This is a genomic window from Photobacterium damselae subsp. damselae (assembly GCF_038086725.1).
Taxonomy (GTDB): domain Bacteria; phylum Pseudomonadota; class Gammaproteobacteria; order Enterobacterales; family Vibrionaceae; genus Photobacterium; species Photobacterium damselae.
In genome coordinates, this window is sequence record NZ_CP146971.1 from 492,838 (window position 1) to 510,394 (window position 17,557).

The window sequence follows — 17,557 nt, forward strand, 5'->3', positions numbered from 1 at the left end:
TATAAACAGATTATTAAACCACTTATTGTTGATATCTTTGTATAAGCTATGCTCAAAGAACATAAGAAAAACTGATTAGTAATTAAACACAAAATGCTAGAAACGCATTTAATATACGGAATAGCAAACGATAACCTTTACTTTAGAAAAAATAGGGGTTTAATACAAACCTTAATGTGGAAGAGATTGAATACTGCGATGAAAACGAATGTGAGTATTTTTGATCAGCCAAAACCATTTAAGATGATTTTTTTCATCGAGTTATGGGAACGATTTGGCTATTACGGTGTGCAAGGTATCCTTGCCGTCTATTTTGTTAAACAATTAGGTTTCACTCAACAGGAATCGTTTGTTACGTTTGGCGCATTTGCCGCCCTGGTTTATGGCCTTGTATCTGTTGGTGGATACGTTGGAGACCATATTCTTGGCACAAAACGAACAATGGTATTAGGTGCAATTGTTTTAGCTTCAGGCTATTTCTTAATGGGTTTTTCCATTTTGCACAAACACTTTATTTTCTATGCTCTTGGTGCAATAGCGGTTGGTAACGGCCTGTTTAAAGCAAACCCATCGAGTTTATTGTCTAAGTGTTATGAACATGGCGATAGTCGTCTTGATGGTGCGTTTACCCTATATTATATGGCCATCAATATCGGCTCACTGGTTTCGCTCTCTTTAACACCGGTTATTGCTGAGCATTTTGGTTACACAACAGCATTTGTGATTTGTGGTTTAGGCTTAATTGCCAGTCTTATTAGTTATGCCCTATTTCGCTCAACGGTCGCAGGAATAGGTTCATTTCCAGACTCTCAGCCCCTAAAAATAAAAAGTCTGTTTGTCGTTATCCTTGGCACAGTATGCGCCACATTTTTCTGCGCTTGGCTTCTACGTAATGTTTTTTGGGCAAATACAGTACTCGCCATTATTGGTGTTGCTGTAGTGACCTTCTTCTTATATGAGTGTTTCAAAGCAAAAGGCGCGACTAGACAAAAAATGTTAGTTGCTTTTGTGCTGATGCTACAAGCTATTGTGTTTTATGTTTTATACGCACAGATGCCTACATCACTTAATTTCTTTGCGATCTATAATGTCCGTACAGATTTATTTGGTATTCATTTAAACCCGGTAAGCTTACAAGCTCTAAATCCATTTTGGGTGGTCATTTGTAGCCCCATCTTGGCTTATCTTTATACCTCTTTTGGTAATAAAGGCCGAGACTTTACCATGCCAGTTAAATTTACACTGGGTATGTTTTTGTGTGCACTAGGCTTTTTAGCCGTTGCAGCTGCGGGAATGTGGTTTGCCGATCCAAATGGTAAAGTGGCTATCTGGTGGGTTGTTGCTACCTATTTCTTCCAAAGTGTTGGAGAGCTACTGATCAGTGGTTTAGGCCTTGCGATGGTTGCCAGTTTAGTTCCACAACGTCTAATGGGATTTACTATGGGCGCATGGTTCTTAACTCAAGCGGCATCCTTTATCATTGGCGGTTACGTTGCCTCTTTTACTGCGGTTAAAGGTAATGTGACGAATCCATTAGAAACACTGCCTCTTTATACAGAGGTATTCCAAAATATTGGTCTGTTTACATTAGTGATAGCGATCATTATGGCTGTTACCGCTCCGATGCTAAATCGTATGATGATGGCAAAAGATATCCAATAAGCTTTCAATGGGCTCTTGAGTTACTTCAGAGCCCATGATTCTCTCCTTTTACATCCATAGCATAATCTGATTTATACTTCCCCATTCAAGGTCTATTCTTAATTCCTTATTCATCAACCTAATCAGCGTACACCTGTAAGCTAAAAATATTAAAATGGCAAATAAATCCGTTATTATTCATTGAGTTATTTTGGTTTCTAGGAAAAATATCAATCAAAAGCCAAATTTAGCTTCAAAACTTGAGTTTTCTATTTTTTAAAATAAAAAACAATGCAAAATTTATATATATATGCTATTTTTTGTGCAACAACGTTAGAAAATAGAATTTTAACACTATTTTTATAAATCGTTAAGTTGTTGAAAAATAGTGAAATCAACAAATCCGACCTGTTTTGAAATGAGATCTAAAACACAAAAATATTTTTATTGGTCTGGATTATCGTTACAATACTCATATCGCCATAAGACGAATGTTATTTTTAAATAAAGGTCAAATTCATGAAAGTAGTCGAATTCATCAAGCAAAAGCGTGAAGATCTTGCGCGACATCAGTTTGAGTTTAAAGATTGGCTATCACCATCTATCCGCGATTACTGGATTGAGTTTCTCAATAAGGCAAATAATAGCCAACTGGCAAATTGGGCCAAAGAGCATAACTTTAAGTTTGTTTCTAATGGTGAAGTGATCCAAGAAACAGTCCAAATTGAGCTGCATCCTGAAGCCGAAAAGTTGATGAATGAACTTCTAGATACTTTAGGTGAAGAAATCCATGTTGGTAATTGGCTAACGGTAGATCAGTCTCGTATTAATCAGTTTGCTGACGTTACCGATGATCATCAATGGATTCACACAGATCCAGAACGTGCACAGCAGGAGTCACCGTTTAAAACAACCATTGCACATGGCTTCTTAACGCTTTCTCTACTATCTGTATTAACTGATAGTGTTGATCCTGAGACTCAAAAGTTTCCAACAGCTAAAATGACGGTTAACTATGGTTTGAATCAGGTACGTTTTCCATACCCTGTAAAAGAAGGGTCAAACGTTCGAGCTCGCACTAAGATTCAATCCGTCACGCCAATTAAACGTGGTCTTGAGATTGTACAAGAAATCACGGTGGAAATTGAAGGCTGCCGCCGCCCTGGTTGTGTTGCTGAGTCAGTAATTCGTTTGTATTTCTAATTGCGTATTAAATTGTTCGTTATGAGATAACAAAAGAGCTGGATATAATTCAGCTCTTTTTTGTATTTACTCAAGTTGTTTCGTTCGAAAATAGCTCAATTTCATTGAGTCTAGCTTTAGCTACCGTTGATAACATCAAGTTGATCTTATCTTGTAATCGCATAATCGTTCTATTATACGCTTTAGTTTCAAATACTAATTGATTGGCTAAATGATCCTTTTCTTCCACTCTATCAATTAATTGCATCACTTCATTTGTTATTTTACTTTCTTGCTTTGATAAACAATTTAGCCATTTAATAAGAAAGCAAAAATATTGATAAGCTTGATCTGAATAAAAATCTGAAGGTACATGCTTAATAGCTACTAATTCTGTTTCAGACAACAAGCCAACTACACTTCTCTCAACAAACTCAGATGAGGAATCCAGTAATAACTTAGGATACATACTTAACATTTTCTGTTGATACACATCAGAAAATCGAGCAATAAAATCAAAAGCAAGTTGCTGTTCTTCTAAATGCTCTCCGGATGCAAGCCAGAGAACAACTTTCTCAAAATCATCTTCACTCTGAATCTGCGTATGCTTTAAAGCAGACTCTAATATTTCCTTACGATTCTGCTCATTAACTCCATAGGCAGGAATACCTGATTGAGCTTCAAATTCAACAGCAAGACGGTAATCAGCTTTGTGAGCTAAATTCTGCTGCATGTAAATCACCATCGAAATGATAAATGACACAAAAACTTCCTTAAAGACATATACCCAAGTGACTTCAAGATGCAGGATTCAGAGCGTTGTCACTGATTCAAGTTCAAGACAAACAATGCAGTGTAATAGCTCGCTATTTCCAAATTGTTTGACGATGAAATTGTGTCTGTGACACGCTCCCAAAGGGCGAGTTAATTTGCTTCACATACTGCGTTAACGATTTTTAATTTAGAGCCACTAGATCTTCAAATCGTTGCCTTGCCTGTAAACCAAATTATTCTCGCTGAACCTCGCACCTTGAGGTTACTTGGGTATAGTGTTACTTAATTATAATATTCATTTAATAACATTCATTATTGATGCTATTTCTTGGTAAGTTATTACTAAAATGTCATTGTGTAAACCGTTTTAACCATCGATTTTTTCATGCCTGTTCATAACTATTTATACTCTCACGAATGAGAACAATCCTCATTATCAGATCATAGCTTAAATCTTACATTTCAGATACACCTCTTCTTTTTGATAATAATTATCACTAGTATTGCGAGCCATAATCATAATGGAGACAAACCACATGAAGTGCTCAACAACAGCCCTTGCGCTTACGACTCTTATTAGCTCTTTTTCTGCATTGGCAACTCAGTATCCTGTTACTATTACCGATGTATCTGGTCGACAAGTGACGATTGATCATCAGCCTGAACATATTGCTCTATCTACAGGGCGAGTGTTCCCTCTTTTAGAAATCATGTATCAAAAAGATGCAGCAAAACATTTAGTGGCTTGGCGTGATGATATGAAAATGTCAGCACCAAGTATGTATAAGAGTTATTTAAAAGACTTTCCATCTCTAAGCTCGCTACCGGTGATTGGCAAGATCAAATCAGGGGAATTTGATGCGGAACGATTTATTAATCTAAAGCCAAAGCCTGATCTTTTTGTGGTTGATCTCTCTAATATTAAACTGGCTCAAGACAAAGGATTATTAAAGAAACTTCAACAAGCAGGTATTGCTGTATTAGCGATAGATTTTCGCGAAGACCCACTTAGAAATACTGTTCAGTCAGTATCTGATCTGGCTATTGCTCTTAACAAAGAAAAACAAGGCGAAGCTTTTACCCAGTACTATCAAAAACATCTAAATAATATTAAGCACGCATTGGCAGATCTAACTAAATCTGAAGAGCAGAAAAACGTCTTTATTGAACGAGCAGCAGGTTACGATAATTCCTGTTGCCAAACATTCGCAGCTGGCAATATGGGGGCTTATATCCCTTTCCTCAAAGCAAAGAATATCGCAACTCAGCCCCTTCATGGTGCGGTTACTGGAAAAATGTCACCAGAAACAGTGATAGCAAGCCAACCAGACGTATACATTATGCAAACAACAGGCTGGCTTGATAAAAAAGGAAAGCCGACAGGAGGGATTCCACTTGGTTACTCACCGGTTAATCACCAAGCTATAGCGCAAGCAACAAAAACGCTTATGGATAGAAACTGGATGCCAGCAGTGAAGGCGTATCAAACGAACAATATCTACTCTATCTACATGCCATTTTACAATTCACCATATAACCTTGTTGCTCTAGAGTATTTTGCAAAATGGATTCATCCAACTCAATTTACCAATTTAGATCCTAGTAAAACCTTCATTGAAATGAATCAGAAGTTTGCCAATCGCAAGGTTTCTGGTGTATTTGGTCAAAATAACATTGAGGCAATGAATCAGTGACAGCGATTACCGATGCGCTAAAAGTGCACCAGGCTCGGAATCGTAACAAGAAGGTGGCACTGGCTGCCTTCTTTGTTATGAGTATAGTGTTCTTAATTACCGATATTCTTATTGGCTCTCAAGGTCTAACATTGCATCAAGTGCTTTCTGCGCTGTTTCATCCGACGTCGAGTTCTATCGCTAGTCGTATTATTGTGTGGGATATCAGAATGCCAATGTCGCTGATGGCTCCTTTAGTTGGCGCAGCCTTAGCGCTCGCGGGGGCACAAATGCAGACAACACTTCATAACCCATTAGCCGATCCATATACTTTCGGAATATCAGCTGCTGCCAGTTTTGGGGCATCTCTTATTATTACTAATGTTATCGCAATCCCATGGATACCTAGCCAATATCAAGTCGCTTTCATGGCTTTCATCATGTGTTTAGGTACAACATTTCTTATTGCGGGAATATCGACCGTAAAACGAATCTCAATTGAAGGGGTTATGTTGTTTGGCGTTGCGGTTATGTTCGCTTATGACAGCTTGCTTACCATGATGCAATATATTGCAAGTGAGACTCAGCTCCAGACCTTAGTATTCTGGCATATGGGTTCACTCGATCGCGGTAGCTGGGGGAAAATTATAACGTTAGCGATTGTTCTTCCTATCGTAATTTTTTTAATGATGAAAGACTCTTGGAAGCTCTCTACGCTAAAAATTGGCAATGAACGAGCAGAGACAATGGGGATCAATGTACGGCGGCTTCGTATCAAAACACTTGTACTAGTTTCTGTTATCACCGCCCTTTCTGTCTCTTTTGTTGGTGCGGTCGGTTTTGTTGGCCTTGTCGCTCCTCATATTGCACGAATGATACTAGGTGAAGATCAACGTTTCTTTCTTCCAGCTTCCTGTTTAATTGGTGCAGTCTTACTTGAGCTAGCGTCCATTGCCAGTAAAGCCATTATGCCTGGAATCATATTACCGCTTACAGTGGTGATGTCTTTTGTTGGTATTCCATTCTTTATCTTTTTAATCATAAAGAAAGGAGGAAAATTTTCATGAGCCTAGCCATTAATAATATTACCGTTATCTATGGACAACACCGCGTTTTAGATAACTTCACATTACCCAATATATGTTGTGGTGAAGTTGTTACTTTAATCGGTAAAAATGGAGCTGGTAAGTCTACGCTATTGAAGCATCTGACCCATCCAAAAAATTTATTAACATCAAAGATATCATGGCAAAATCAGCCTCTTGATACTAAACAAATTGGATATCTGCCACAAGATCATCGAATTCATGCCGCAATTACCGTTATTGAGTTACTTATCACGGCACTAAACGTCCACTCAAATTCTTTATTTGTTCAATCTAATAGTGCTGAACGCGCACTTCAATTACTAGATGAGATGGATATTTTACACTTAGCCAATAAGACATGTACTGAATTGTCTGGTGGTGAAAGCCAAATGGTAGGATTAGCCCAAGCCGTTATTAACCAGCCTAAAGTGTTAATTCTAGATGAGCCGACATCAGCATTAGATATGAAAAATCAGTTAAAGCTACTGAGTTATGTCAGAAAATACGCTAAACATCACCAAGCCTGTGTCTTGATGGTTGTTCACGATTTAAATCTCGCTATTCAATACTCAGATAAAGTTGCAGCGCTCAACCAAGGTCAGCTAGCTCAATTTGGAGCTCCTAAAGAGATCATTACTACACAATTGATTCAAGACATTTTTGAGGTTGAGTCAGAGATTATACCTATGAACGACTACCCTATTGTTATCGTAAAAGCCGCCTAACAAGCCATCATTGTGTTATCACAATACCTAAATGGCCTTTCCTAATAAACGAACTCTTTACGGTGATGTATATTCAAGTAATTTCCAAAACTCTGATATACAAGGCTCGTTACCGTAAAGAGTTCACCTAAAACACACGACTTAGTTATTCATCGGATGTCTTTACTGTGATTTTTCGTGCTAAAGACATCGCAAGGTTATTATCATAATAAGCGGCCTCGTTAATGAAATGAGGGTAAGCTTCGTAATCCCCATCCCAGGTAATGATCTCACCATTAAACAGCGTAAAAATAGCAGAGCCATTATAGATAGGTTTAAAATCGGCATCCTGAACATCTTTATGGACCATGCCAATCCGCTCACCTTTTTCATTAACAGGCAGTGTTAATGTTTCACTGTATTGGAATGCTTCATAAGTGTCAGGCAACTCAGGCAGTGCATTAATGTTGCTTAAATGAACATAGTCTAAAACGTGTTGAGTCAACGCCTCCATCCAATCGAGAATATCTTGTCGAATAACGGATTGAGGTTGAGGCCCAACTTCAATAATGACACCTTGTTTTGCTATTGAGCTTACAAAATGATGTTCATCTACTGATGAGTAATCTTCAAATTCAACGACAGCCTCTGGCATTTTGCATTTTACATAGGCCCCCATCTTACGATTAAACTCGTCGGACTGAAGTAAAATCAAAGATGGTCCCATGTTGCTGGTTGTATTATGAAGATCAATAATAAAATCGGTCTGAGCGTTTCCTTTAGGCCCTAACTGCTGATTCATGGCCTTTGCGCGGCACTGCTCATAACTGATTAAATCTGGGTTATTGAGATCAGCCAAGCCAAATTGACGATTAAGATCGTGATCCAAATAGCGTTTATTTTCTTGATGAGCTTTAGGGTTTGCAAACACCATTTCAGAACAAAATGATGGACGAGAGATAGACTGAGGCTGTTGTTGCCATTTTTTTAACAGATAAATACCGCTAAATTCATTACCGTGAGTTCCCCCCACAATAGCGACACGCTTAATACTGCTCATGTAATCAATCCTTGATAATTCAGTAGACAAATTTTCATCAGTCTACTGAATTTCAGATATCAATTCCATCAATTAAACAAGCCATTATGCGATGATCAAATAGGCTTTATCTGAGCAACTTTAAGATAAGAATGTAACTGTTGATTCTTATACTCTATTGCTGAGTGAATATTCGAAAATTGATTGGCAATAATGGCAAACTGATATGTATTGTCATTCTTATAAATGGTTACTTCAATCACCCCATCAACAAGCTGCCAGTACCCTTGTGTATGAAGCCGATTAAACAAAGTATATTCATCAACAGAGCCATCGGCATGAAGGTATAGCTCAGTGATGTATCCTGCACTGCAGGTTTTCAACCAAACTTGTTGATAAACTTCTTCTAATGAAAAGTTTCGCTTAGATTCTAACCATTGATTCATATAATCTTGATGCTTAACATCAAGCTCAGGTAAATTATCTAAATCGATTAACCTAACGCGCTCAGTCTCACGATAAAAGAGTTGAATTAACTGCCGTGTTTTTTTCTCTGACATCCTGCCATACCAAACTTAAAACTAGACCGTAATCTTTTAGATGGTAAAGAATAGCCTGTCACCTACTTGACTAAAATACTGCCATTGAAGTCACAAAAAAGCGGACTTAACTGGCCCGCTTTACTGATAACAACCATGAAAGAAACAGCGTTATTTTGTCAACTTTTCAAGCTGTTCAAGGCGATTAGAGATTAATGTAGACTTCTGCTCTAAAGCGACCACTTCTTTATTCATCGTATTATATTTGTCGCAATCAGCTTGCGATACCCAGTTCCAGCTTGTTCCTGATTTAAACTCATCACACGCTTTCTTCTGTTTTGCCAAAGGGCCTTTTAACTGAGTAATTTGGCTTTTAATTTGTGTTAACTCACCCTGTAAATTGGCTTTTTCAGTAAACAGAGCTTGAGAGTTAGATATAACATGCTGTTGCTGCTTGGTTTCTGTTTTTAATTGTACTACTCGCGTATCAAGTTTCTTTTTTGTCACCGTTAATTTTTGTGTCGATTGTTGTAACGAAGTGATTTTTTGCTGCAACTTAGCTAACTCTCTATCACTAGACTCTTTTTGCTCTTTTAACTCATCATTAAGCTTGGCAACTAGTTGCTCGAATTGTGATGTTTTATTTGCAAGATCTGCCGTAAATTCTTGCTGTTGTTGCAACTGTTTTTGTTGCTCTAGCTGAATTTGTTGTTCTAATTTTTGGCTATGAGCGTCATGACCTTGCTGCTGATATAAAAAATAACCAGAAGCACTACCACTACCCAATAACACACCGACCAAAAGGGGTAACATCCAGTTCTTTAATGAGTCTTTCATGACCTAATCCTTACCCATGAGTATATTTTTACTAATAATCTGATATTTAAAATATTCTAACAGACTTCATGCTATCGGAAAATATAAGAAGAAATCCTTCATTTTATCGGCACAGTGTGTGCATAGCCTTTTATACCTAAGAACTTTGGTATCGGTTGAACCCGCAAATACTATTTTTGTATGGCACATTGCAACAACTTGCAAAATACGTTGCAGATTAAATAAAGGCATAAAATAATGATCTCATCTTTAATACTATTGACTGTTTCTGCGTTTTCTTTGCCGCTGTTAGAAAATTCATCATTTCACTCTGATGACACGCTTTGCCGTCTAAATATTCAAGAAGAACAGCATCAAAAAAATACTGTTCTGACCATTACCACCAACAAAACCTCTGATTATAAGATACGTATTTATCATCAAGAAAATGTCAATCCACCTAAGCGATCGTTACTGAGTTCATCAACTATAGGTAATACAGCATCCTACGCAGAAAAAACCTATCTGGCCGATCACAATTTATACAAACGATTAAGTGACACCAATGCTATCTATCAAACAACATTGGTTAATAAAAACAATGCATTAGATGAGTTCTTGTCAAGTTTCAAACGAAATGGATTTAAAACACGATTACAGTTAGCAGAATTGGATCATCCCTTTACCTTTGTTGCAGATAAACGTCAGGCTGAAGCTTTCTTTCTTTGCTCCAATCCGCCGTCATCCACAACCATACAGATGGTAAAAAAAAATCACTAACTGGCTATTTCAACGTTAATGTTAGATCACCTGACTTTATCCACCCTTTATTGCGCATAACCTCAGCAAAAAATAGGGTAAGAGTTGCAGGTAAAATAAAGTGCATTAATAAGATCAAGCTATACAGAGTAAAGGCCGGTGTATTATCCATTGCAATCACGGTTTGAATCTGTCCGACAAAACCAGAGGTCCCCATTCCGGCTCCTAGTGGTGTATTTTGTAACTCAAAAACAGTAGTAGCAATAGGACCAAGAATTGCGGAAGTTATAATAGTAGGCAGCCAAATTTTATAATTTCGAATGATATTTGGCATTTGCAGCATCGATGTTCCAAGTCCTTGAGCAACTAACCCACCCCAACCATTTTCACGAAAACTCATCACAGCAAAGCCGACCATCTGTGTTGCACAACCAACTGTTGCAGCACCAGCTGAAATACCATTCAAACTCAACATAATTGCAATAGCTGCACTGCTGATTGGTAACGTTAACGCCATCCCCATCAATACCGCAACCAGAGCCCCCATTACTATAGGCTGAAGTTGAGTTGCCGCCATAATTAAATCACCTAAAGACGACATCAACCAATTAACATGAGGACCAATGAAGTTACCCACTAAAATACCCGTAATAATGGTAACCGCAGGTGTAATCAAAATATCAATCTTAGTTGAACCAGCAACTAATTTACCGCTTTCAGCTGCAATTAAAGCCGCCACATAAGCACCAACTGGACCACCTAACATTGCCCCTGCAGCACCACTGATAACACTTGAAAATAGTACTAATGGCGGAGCTTGAAGTGCATACGCAACAGCCACTCCAATTGCGGGTCCCGTCATTTGCTTGGCTAGAGGCCACAATGTATCGGTAAACAAAGGAATATCAAATTTCACCCCAATTGAGTTAAAAATAGAACCGATCAGTAATGAGGAGAAAAGCCCTAATGCCATGTAACTCATAACATCAACTAAATAGACTTTTGCTGATAATGAGATGTTCTTTTGTTTTAAAAATGAGGAGATTCGGTGATGGGGAGGATGGGTATTTATTGATTGCATACTAATGTGTGATATCGATATTAAGTCAAAAATTGATAAAATTGTAACTTAAATTAAGCAATATTATGAGTTTAAAACAGTCTTTTATTAACACTCTCCAGATGCATAGGATATATGAGAAAAATATCACATGATTTACGCAACGTTCCGAATTAAAATTCATATTTGTGTTTCATAACTCAATCAATAGCATCAAGTTCATGTGTTAGCTATATCAATTTTGTATGCTGCCATACCATTCAAATTGATTAAGACTCACTGACTATGTCCTTGCTACATCATACAAACCAACTAACCGCGGTTGCAGCTTCTATCAGTCTACTTTTTAGTACCTCTGCATTTACGACAGAGCTTGACTCCATGAAAGCCAGTAGTTTCACGATTGAACACTTAACGGCTCTAATTGCCTTAGAAGGCCAAGTCGATACAACAAATAATTTCCCGATCACTGACTATTTAGTCTCGGAAAAATTAGATGGAATCCGAGCTATATGGACAGGAAAAGAATTGCTAACCCGCTCAGGTAATCCGATATCGGCTCCGTCATGGTTTTTATCTAAACTCCCCTCCATACCACTTGATGGAGAGCTGTGGTTAGGACGAGATCGTTTTCAAGAACTCAGTCAGATAGTCCTTGATGCTAAACCCAATTCCATTCAATGGCAGCAAGTCCGATATATGTTGTTTGATTTGCCCAGTCTCACCATTCCATTTTCAGAACGCTACCAAGAGCTTTTACGAATAAGTAAGCAGTTCGATCCGACCTTTATTGGCGTTGTCGAACAATCAGAAATAAGTTCTTTAACTCAATTAGAGCAATGGTTAGAAATTATAGAAAATGAATCTGGTGAGGGGCTAATGCTTCATCATAAAAATAATTTCTACACCAATGGACGAACAAAACAATTACTTAAACTAAAGAAGCATCAAGATGCAGAGGCCGTTATTATCGGATACGAGGAAGGCAAAGGTAAATACCAAGGTATGCTTGGAGCAGTATGGGTTCGTACTATCGATAATCAAATTTTCAAAATTGGCTCAGGTTTCAAAGACACACAAAGAATTTCGCCCCCTCCTATCGGTTCAACCATTCAATATCGATTCAATGGTTATACCAATAAAGGACTACCTCGATTTGCACGCTTTGTTCGTATCAGAAACAATCCTGATTCTTAATATATTAGACACATTTATGAATTAGGAATCTTGCTATTATCGAAAGCAAACCTTAACATACATTAAAAATACAAGTTTGGAGTTTTGTATGTTAGACCTTGCTAACCCTACCGTTTTGAAATCTTTTATATTTCTAAATGTTGAGGCCATTGCTTTGATTTTAATGATATCTCTGCCTATTTTTCTTACTTCAGCGTTAATATTTAAGAATGTTTGTTCACTTTTCAAACATAAGAAATAATTTCTGAGATGCAGACTTAATATTAATGACTCTTTTGACTGTTTCACCTTTATAAAAACAATGTTTAATTGTAAGATGCGTAAAATTAAGTAACAGTAAACTACCGGGCCAACAAATGGCTTAGGTATAATTTCAATATTAATCATAAAGGGAAACAGGTATGGGTTTATTTGACGCTTTACTCGGCAATGCTGGCGCGATGGATCTTAACGAAGCAACTGAAGATCTTGCGCCTATTTTAGGCCCAAATGAGACTATTGAGCTTGCATATAAACTGATCCGAGACATGATCGTACTTACCGATAACCGCTTACTATTGATTGATAAGCAAGGACTAACAGGTAAGAAAGTCGAGTATCGTTCAATTCCTTACAAATCAATTACGATGTTTACTGTTGAGTCCAAAGGTCACTTTGATATGGATGCTGAACTTAAGCTATGGATTTCAGGTCAGCATGACCCAATTAGCCTAGAGTTTAACGGTAAAACCAATATCTACACAATGCAAGGATTGCTAGCTGCCAAGGTTGCAGGTAAATAAAATAATAAATTAGCTTTCCAGTTTATACCTGAGTTATTTCATACAACGAACAGACTTGATTCGTATCCTGATATTACTTGGGTATACTTAGATTAGTTAGGAAAAGGAAAGCTAAGTATGAATATACTGATACTCGGAGGCTCAGGAGGCATTGGCCAAGCACTGATTAAGCACATATTGATGATGCCAGCTAAGCATCAAATATGGGCAACCTATCATCTTACCGATCCCACCAAGTTATATTTATCTTCACCACAACTGCATTGGGTTCAACTGGATCTCACCAAAGAATCACAGATAGCACAACTGAGTCAGTCGCTATCTCAAGTTGATGTCATCATTAATACTGTTGGTCTACTGCATAATACAGACCTTGCTTTAGTTCCTGAAAAAGCATTATCTCAATTAAATAGTTCTCATTTTTTAACTGTGACCCAAACGAATGCTTTACCCAGTATATTAATCGCTAAACATTTCGAACATCACTTAAAACGATCAGCAACACCTCGCTTTTGTACTCTATCAGCGAAAGTTGGCAGTATTGAAGACAATCACTTAGGTGGATGGATTAGCTATCGTTGCTCAAAAGCAGCACTGAATATGGCCATTAAAACGATAGCAATTGAATGGCAAAGAACGATCCCCGATGCATGCATTTTTGCAATCCATCCAGGAACAACAAACACTTCACTTTCAGAGCCCTTTCAAGCCAATATTCCACCGAGCCAATTACGTACGAGCACAGAAACAGCCGCTGCCATCATTACACAATTGCAGCGCATAACCTCGAAACAGAGCGGAACTTTTATTGATTATAATGGAGAGGTTTTACCTTGGTAACCTCTCCTTAAATCCATATCTATGATTATTTTACTTTCTCGTAATTAGCTTTCATTTCATCAGGTGCAATCCCATATTCATAATCAGCTAAGTATCCATCTTTATAAACCTTCATTCCTTTAGGATCCCAGCTAACTTGAATAGTTGCTGTCTTACCATCCTGACTTCCCAATAGCTTTAGAAGACTATCATCAATCTTAATTGCTTTGATTGTTTTGATACGCTGAAATGGCTTAAATTCCGTTTCTGTCGGTAGCTCACCATATGTTTTAACCCACGTACTTTTAGGTACTAACCATTGATTATAAATATTATTAACAATTGGCTTAGGCATACTCGCAATCACAATATTATTTGAGATTACATTTTCCGTTTCAAGAGTATAACCACCTTTGTTATCAGATACATAAGTAGGGAATGGTTTACCAATTTCTGTTGCTAATGGTAATCGACCTAAGGTCGCCGACTTTTTACGATAAAGTTCAGCCTGTTTAAATTGCTCCATAACGGCTGGAATTTTTTGAAATTCAACAGGTGTAGCTTGAGCAACAGATATGGGAATTAATGAAATAAGAAGGGAACTGAGTAGTGTAAATGAAGGCAACTTTGACATAACATCCTCTAATGAAAAGTAACTACAACGCAAACGTGTGCGCATTGTAGTTACTTCATGAGAAAGGACAATAAATTGCATGAAATACAGTGAACTGGATCAACTCGTGGTTGTTTTCACGGATTTATCGTTCGCAGTGTTATCAGATGATGCTGGATTTAATGTTGGTTTTAACAACACATAATCCATAATCTTCTTAGCCAGTGGCGCCGCATTTTTACCCCAACCACCATTTTCTAGCACGGTTGCAACTAATACTTTGGGGTTGTGAACAGGAGCAAATCCAACAAATAAAGCGTGATCTCGTAGATGTTCAGCAATATCTTTCGCGTTGTAATTCTGGTTATCGGCCAAGGTAAATACCTGACTGGTACCTGTTTTACCAGCAACAGGATAAGCAACATTCTTAAATATACTTCTTGCTGTACCACTTACAGTTACCAGATGCATTCCCTCTTGAGCAATCTGCCAATTTTGTTTAGGCGCAACTACTTTTGGAAAATCAGGAAACTCTGCATCATCAACTTTATCATTCTCTTCCACAATTCCTTTTAGAAGATGTGGCCGATGCTCAACACCACTTTCGGCAATAACTGACGCGGCTTTTGCAATCTGCATTGGTGTTGCTGTCCAATAGCCTTGTCCAATACCAACAGGAATCGTATCGCCTTGATACCATGGCACCTTAAAACGAGCATGCTTCCACTCCCTCGTTGGCATATTTCCGTTGGTCTCTTCACGAATATCAATACCGGTTGGTTGACCATAACCAAATTTTTTCATCCAAGTGGATAATCGGTCTATCCCCATATCATAAGCAACCTGATAGAAGAAAGTATCAACCGACTCTTCAATGGCTTTATAAATGTTTACGCGACCATGACCCCAGCGCACATCATCACGGAATTTTCGTGTGGTTTTCGCGTTAGGGATCTGCCACCAGCCAGGGAAATCATAGGTCGTTTGGGGCGTAATTACCCCAGTTGTTAATGCCGCTACTGCAATTTCAGGTTTAACTGTAGAGCCTGGAGGATAAACACCAAGTGTGGCTCGGTTCAGCAACGGGTGATCAGGGTTATTTAATAGTGCTCGATAATTTTTAGATGAGATTCCATGTACAAACAAATTAGGATCGTAACTAGGACTCGATGCCATAGCCAGCACCGAGTTATCCTTAGGATCAAGAACAACAATCGAACCACGGCGAGGTTTCGTTACCATTTTTCCAGTAATAGGATCTTTTACTTGCTGGGTCAGTAATTGATTGGCGTATTCCTGTAGGCCAAGATCGATATTGAGCATAATATCTTTACCCGATACAGGAGGAACATAAGACAACGTTCGAACAACACGACCACGACTGTCCACTTCGACTTTTTCATAGCCAGATTTACCGTGCAGAAGACTTTCATAGTAACGCTCTACACCCAACTTTCCGATCGTATGGGTTGCTTTGTAGTTACTGTATACCCCTTCATCTTTTAGGCGCTGAATATCTCTATCATTAATTTTCGCAACATAGCCAAGTACGTGCGTTAATTGTGCGCCATATGGGTAATAACGTTCTAAATATGCGTCAACATCAACACCTGGATAATGGAATTCGTTAACAGAAAATTCGGCCACTTGCGTCTCTGTCATCTGCTCAATTAACGTAACGGGCTTGTAGTGACTGGTGTGACGTTTCTCTTTATAGAAAGCGGCAATTTGTTCGTCAGTTATCCCTAACAGCTTTTGAAGTCCTGCTAATGTCTGCTTGAGATCTTTAATTTTTGATGGGTAAAGATCCAAGGAATAGATAGGTACATTCTCTGCGAGCAAAACGCCATTACGGTCAAAAATTCGCCCCCGGTTAGGTGCAACAGGAATGATTTTAATGCGGTTATCATTTGAGCGAGCTTTATATTCGCTATAGTCTTGAACTTGCAGATGATACAAGTTACCAATCAAGACTCCCATTAAAATAATGATTGCCGCGAAAGAGAAAATGGCTCTTCGGCCAAAAAGTCGGACTTCAGCAGTATGATCTCGAAAAGGCGTACGTGTGGTTTTCTTCATGTGTACATCAATATGGCGTTAGAGTATTTAAAACCCATTTAGGCGTAGGGATTATGACACATGGAAAGTATAAGAGTTCTAGTTATACGCTTCTAGCATTGCTAGATGGTGTTTTATTATACAAATATTTACAAAATAGGCTGATTGAGCAATCCTCTTACTGATGAGACTGCCCAACCATAATTTAGCTAAACCAATTATTCAGATACGTCTGATGGTTCTATAGGAGTCTCAACTGCAGCTTGCTCCTCTTCTAAAGCCATTTTTTCTCGGTCAGCTTTAGAAATATATTTAGGCTTATTACTCTTGTGCATCTTAGCATTCGACTTCTTAGCCTTTTTCAATAACGTCTGTTTAACTTTTTTCTTACGATTCATTAGATTTCAATCTTATTGTGATGTTGGGCATAGTCTAATGTTTTCAGCAGAGATCACAAGATGAAGCTACATCAAAAAGAAGGCTATTAAACCTTATCCCACAGTAATGGACATTTTTCTTTTACGCAGGTCTCTAGCATATCAATCAGTGGTCGAGCTCGATTAGCAAAAGGAACAAAAGATTCTTCCTCATCATTTTCTTCATCCTCTGATAATGCCAGTTTTTGCTCCTTTTCTGTTGCTTCAACCGTCGCATTCATCAAGTTTTCCAATGCTGCAGTTAAATTAAGTTCTGTAATAGCTCCTGGGATCGTTTGACAAAAGCCCATCGCTTTAATCATGGTCTCACCCACTTCTCCAAACATTGTAATGGAACCGCAAACACTTGCATTAAATTGAATTAACATAATCGTAT

The 17,557-nt window shown here is 38.1% G+C and carries 18 protein-coding genes; 9 read left to right on the top strand and 9 right to left on the bottom strand.

What is annotated here, in order from left to right:
* The first annotated feature begins 198 nt into the window (after window positions 1–198).
* Both WAX86_RS17010 and WAX86_RS17015 read left to right on the top strand, forming a co-directional pair.
* On the top strand, window positions 199–1,662 hold the full coding sequence (locus WAX86_RS17010) for an oligopeptide:H+ symporter (protein ID WP_065171864.1): 1,464 nt from the start codon (window positions 199–201) through the stop codon (window positions 1,660–1,662).
* Window positions 1,663–2,160: 498 nt separating this feature from the next.
* On the top strand, window positions 2,161–2,844 hold the full coding sequence (locus WAX86_RS17015; RefSeq protein ID WP_044180081.1) for a MaoC family dehydratase: 684 nt from the start codon (window positions 2,161–2,163) through the stop codon (window positions 2,842–2,844).
* A 70-nt stretch (window positions 2,845–2,914) separates the two neighbouring features.
* On the opposite strand, the gene WAX86_RS17020 is transcribed toward WAX86_RS17015, so the two are convergent.
* Entirely contained in the window at window positions 2,915–3,556 is a 642-nt protein-coding gene (locus WAX86_RS17020; protein WP_341489752.1) for a hypothetical protein, read from the bottom strand.
* A gap of 577 nt (window positions 3,557–4,133) precedes the next feature.
* Between WAX86_RS17020 and WAX86_RS17025 the strand changes: the two genes are divergently transcribed.
* From WAX86_RS17025 to WAX86_RS17035, 3 genes are read left to right on the top strand one after another with little or no spacing between them, the layout of a single operon-like run.
* Complete coding sequence (locus WAX86_RS17025; RefSeq protein WP_341489753.1) at window positions 4,134–5,291, top strand: cobalamin ABC transporter substrate-binding protein; 1,158 nt, start codon at window positions 4,134–4,136, stop codon at window positions 5,289–5,291.
* Window positions 5,288–6,337: an iron ABC transporter permease gene (locus WAX86_RS17030; protein ID WP_341489754.1), complete on the top strand. Its 1,050-nt coding sequence runs from the start codon at window positions 5,288–5,290 to the stop codon at window positions 6,335–6,337. Before WAX86_RS17025 ends, WAX86_RS17030 begins: the two co-directional genes overlap by 4 nt.
* Window positions 6,334–7,083: an ABC transporter ATP-binding protein gene (locus tag WAX86_RS17035; protein ID WP_068969408.1), complete on the top strand. Its 750-nt coding sequence runs from the start codon at window positions 6,334–6,336 to the stop codon at window positions 7,081–7,083. The genes WAX86_RS17030 and WAX86_RS17035 overlap by 4 nt, the downstream gene beginning before the upstream one ends.
* Window positions 7,084–7,228: 145 nt before the next feature.
* On the opposite strand, the gene WAX86_RS17040 is transcribed toward WAX86_RS17035, so the two are convergent.
* The 3 genes from WAX86_RS17040 to WAX86_RS17050 all read right to left on the bottom strand — a co-directional run bounded on the left by WAX86_RS17040 (window position 7,229) and on the right by WAX86_RS17050 (window position 9,477).
* Entirely contained in the window at window positions 7,229–8,122 is an 894-nt protein-coding gene (locus WAX86_RS17040) for an aspartoacylase (RefSeq protein WP_237030593.1), read from the bottom strand.
* Between the two features lie 95 nt (window positions 8,123–8,217).
* Window positions 8,218–8,661, bottom strand: coding sequence for a hypothetical protein (locus WAX86_RS17045; RefSeq protein ID WP_341489755.1), 444 nt, complete (start codon window positions 8,659–8,661; stop codon window positions 8,218–8,220).
* 150 nt (window positions 8,662–8,811) lie between these two features.
* Window positions 8,812–9,477: a hypothetical protein gene (locus WAX86_RS17050; protein WP_068969410.1), complete on the bottom strand. Its 666-nt coding sequence runs from the start codon at window positions 9,475–9,477 to the stop codon at window positions 8,812–8,814.
* A 237-nt stretch (window positions 9,478–9,714) separates the two neighbouring features.
* Between WAX86_RS17050 and WAX86_RS17055 the strand changes: the two genes are divergently transcribed.
* Entirely contained in the window at window positions 9,715–10,236 is a 522-nt protein-coding gene (locus WAX86_RS17055; protein ID WP_341489756.1) for a hypothetical protein, read from the top strand.
* A gap of 4 nt (window positions 10,237–10,240) precedes the next feature.
* On the opposite strand, the gene WAX86_RS17060 is transcribed toward WAX86_RS17055, so the two are convergent.
* The gene (locus tag WAX86_RS17060; RefSeq protein WP_227876054.1) at window positions 10,241–11,188 is read right to left on the bottom strand and encodes a PTS transporter subunit IIC; all 948 of its coding nucleotides are present in this window, start codon (window positions 11,186–11,188) and stop codon (window positions 10,241–10,243) included.
* A 372-nt stretch (window positions 11,189–11,560) separates the two neighbouring features.
* Here WAX86_RS17060 and WAX86_RS17065 point away from each other — a divergent pair, with 372 nt between their 5' ends.
* The 3 genes from WAX86_RS17065 to WAX86_RS17075 all read left to right on the top strand — a co-directional run bounded on the left by WAX86_RS17065 (window position 11,561) and on the right by WAX86_RS17075 (window position 14,094).
* Complete coding sequence (locus WAX86_RS17065; RefSeq protein ID WP_237035890.1) at window positions 11,561–12,472, top strand: DNA ligase; 912 nt, start codon at window positions 11,561–11,563, stop codon at window positions 12,470–12,472.
* Between the two features lie 401 nt (window positions 12,473–12,873).
* Window positions 12,874–13,254, top strand: coding sequence for a PH domain-containing protein (locus tag WAX86_RS17070; protein ID WP_044179926.1), 381 nt, complete (start codon window positions 12,874–12,876; stop codon window positions 13,252–13,254).
* A gap of 117 nt (window positions 13,255–13,371) precedes the next feature.
* On the top strand, window positions 13,372–14,094 hold the full coding sequence (locus WAX86_RS17075) for an SDR family NAD(P)-dependent oxidoreductase (protein WP_341489757.1): 723 nt from the start codon (window positions 13,372–13,374) through the stop codon (window positions 14,092–14,094).
* Between the two features lie 25 nt (window positions 14,095–14,119).
* Here the strand turns inward: WAX86_RS17075 and WAX86_RS17080 are convergent, their stop codons facing one another.
* The 4 genes from WAX86_RS17080 to WAX86_RS17095 form a co-directional block, all read right to left on the bottom strand.
* Entirely contained in the window at window positions 14,120–14,707 is a 588-nt protein-coding gene (locus tag WAX86_RS17080; protein ID WP_148109186.1) for a hypothetical protein, read from the bottom strand.
* A 99-nt stretch (window positions 14,708–14,806) separates the two neighbouring features.
* On the bottom strand, window positions 14,807–16,765 hold the full coding sequence (gene mrdA, locus WAX86_RS17085) for a penicillin-binding protein 2 (protein WP_065171875.1): 1,959 nt from the start codon (window positions 16,763–16,765) through the stop codon (window positions 14,807–14,809).
* Between the two features lie 197 nt (window positions 16,766–16,962).
* Window positions 16,963–17,142: a DUF2986 domain-containing protein gene (locus tag WAX86_RS17090; RefSeq protein ID WP_005305171.1), complete on the bottom strand. Its 180-nt coding sequence runs from the start codon at window positions 17,140–17,142 to the stop codon at window positions 16,963–16,965.
* 86 nt (window positions 17,143–17,228) lie between these two features.
* Window positions 17,229–17,549, bottom strand: coding sequence for a DUF1840 domain-containing protein (locus WAX86_RS17095; protein ID WP_065171876.1), 321 nt, complete (start codon window positions 17,547–17,549; stop codon window positions 17,229–17,231).
* Window positions 17,550–17,557 lie beyond the last annotated feature (8 nt).

What these genes read in the sequence shown, in the direction of transcription:
- WAX86_RS17020 (WP_341489752.1), bottom strand. Translation starts at nt 3,556, where the DNA reads ATGCAGCAGAATTTAGCTCACAAAGCTGATTACCGTCTTGCTGTTGAA.
- WAX86_RS17065 (WP_237035890.1), top strand. Translation starts at nt 11,561, where the DNA reads ATGTCCTTGCTACATCATACAAACCAACTAACCGCGGTTGCAGCTTCT.
- WAX86_RS17095 (WP_065171876.1), bottom strand. Translation starts at nt 17,549, where the DNA reads ATGTTAATTCAATTTAATGCAAGTGTTTGCGGTTCCATTACAATGTTT.
- WAX86_RS17040 (WP_237030593.1), bottom strand. Translation starts at nt 8,122, where the DNA reads ATGAGCAGTATTAAGCGTGTCGCTATTGTGGGGGGAACTCACGGTAAT.
- mrdA (WP_065171875.1), bottom strand. Translation starts at nt 16,765, where the DNA reads ATGAAGAAAACCACACGTACGCCTTTTCGAGATCATACTGCTGAAGTC.
- WAX86_RS17010 (WP_065171864.1), top strand. Translation starts at nt 199, where the DNA reads ATGAAAACGAATGTGAGTATTTTTGATCAGCCAAAACCATTTAAGATG.
- WAX86_RS17080 (WP_148109186.1), bottom strand. Translation starts at nt 14,707, where the DNA reads ATGTCAAAGTTGCCTTCATTTACACTACTCAGTTCCCTTCTTATTTCA.
- WAX86_RS17025 (WP_341489753.1), top strand. Translation starts at nt 4,134, where the DNA reads ATGAAGTGCTCAACAACAGCCCTTGCGCTTACGACTCTTATTAGCTCT.
- WAX86_RS17055 (WP_341489756.1), top strand. Translation starts at nt 9,715, where the DNA reads ATGATCTCATCTTTAATACTATTGACTGTTTCTGCGTTTTCTTTGCCG.
- WAX86_RS17075 (WP_341489757.1), top strand. Translation starts at nt 13,372, where the DNA reads ATGAATATACTGATACTCGGAGGCTCAGGAGGCATTGGCCAAGCACTG.
- WAX86_RS17090 (WP_005305171.1), bottom strand. Translation starts at nt 17,142, where the DNA reads ATGAATCGTAAGAAAAAAGTTAAACAGACGTTATTGAAAAAGGCTAAG.
- WAX86_RS17070 (WP_044179926.1), top strand. Translation starts at nt 12,874, where the DNA reads ATGGGTTTATTTGACGCTTTACTCGGCAATGCTGGCGCGATGGATCTT.
- WAX86_RS17060 (WP_227876054.1), bottom strand. Translation starts at nt 11,188, where the DNA reads ATGGCATTAGGGCTTTTCTCCTCATTACTGATCGGTTCTATTTTTAAC.
- WAX86_RS17035 (WP_068969408.1), top strand. Translation starts at nt 6,334, where the DNA reads ATGAGCCTAGCCATTAATAATATTACCGTTATCTATGGACAACACCGC.
- WAX86_RS17015 (WP_044180081.1), top strand. Translation starts at nt 2,161, where the DNA reads ATGAAAGTAGTCGAATTCATCAAGCAAAAGCGTGAAGATCTTGCGCGA.
- WAX86_RS17045 (WP_341489755.1), bottom strand. Translation starts at nt 8,661, where the DNA reads ATGTCAGAGAAAAAAACACGGCAGTTAATTCAACTCTTTTATCGTGAG.
- WAX86_RS17050 (WP_068969410.1), bottom strand. Translation starts at nt 9,477, where the DNA reads ATGAAAGACTCATTAAAGAACTGGATGTTACCCCTTTTGGTCGGTGTG.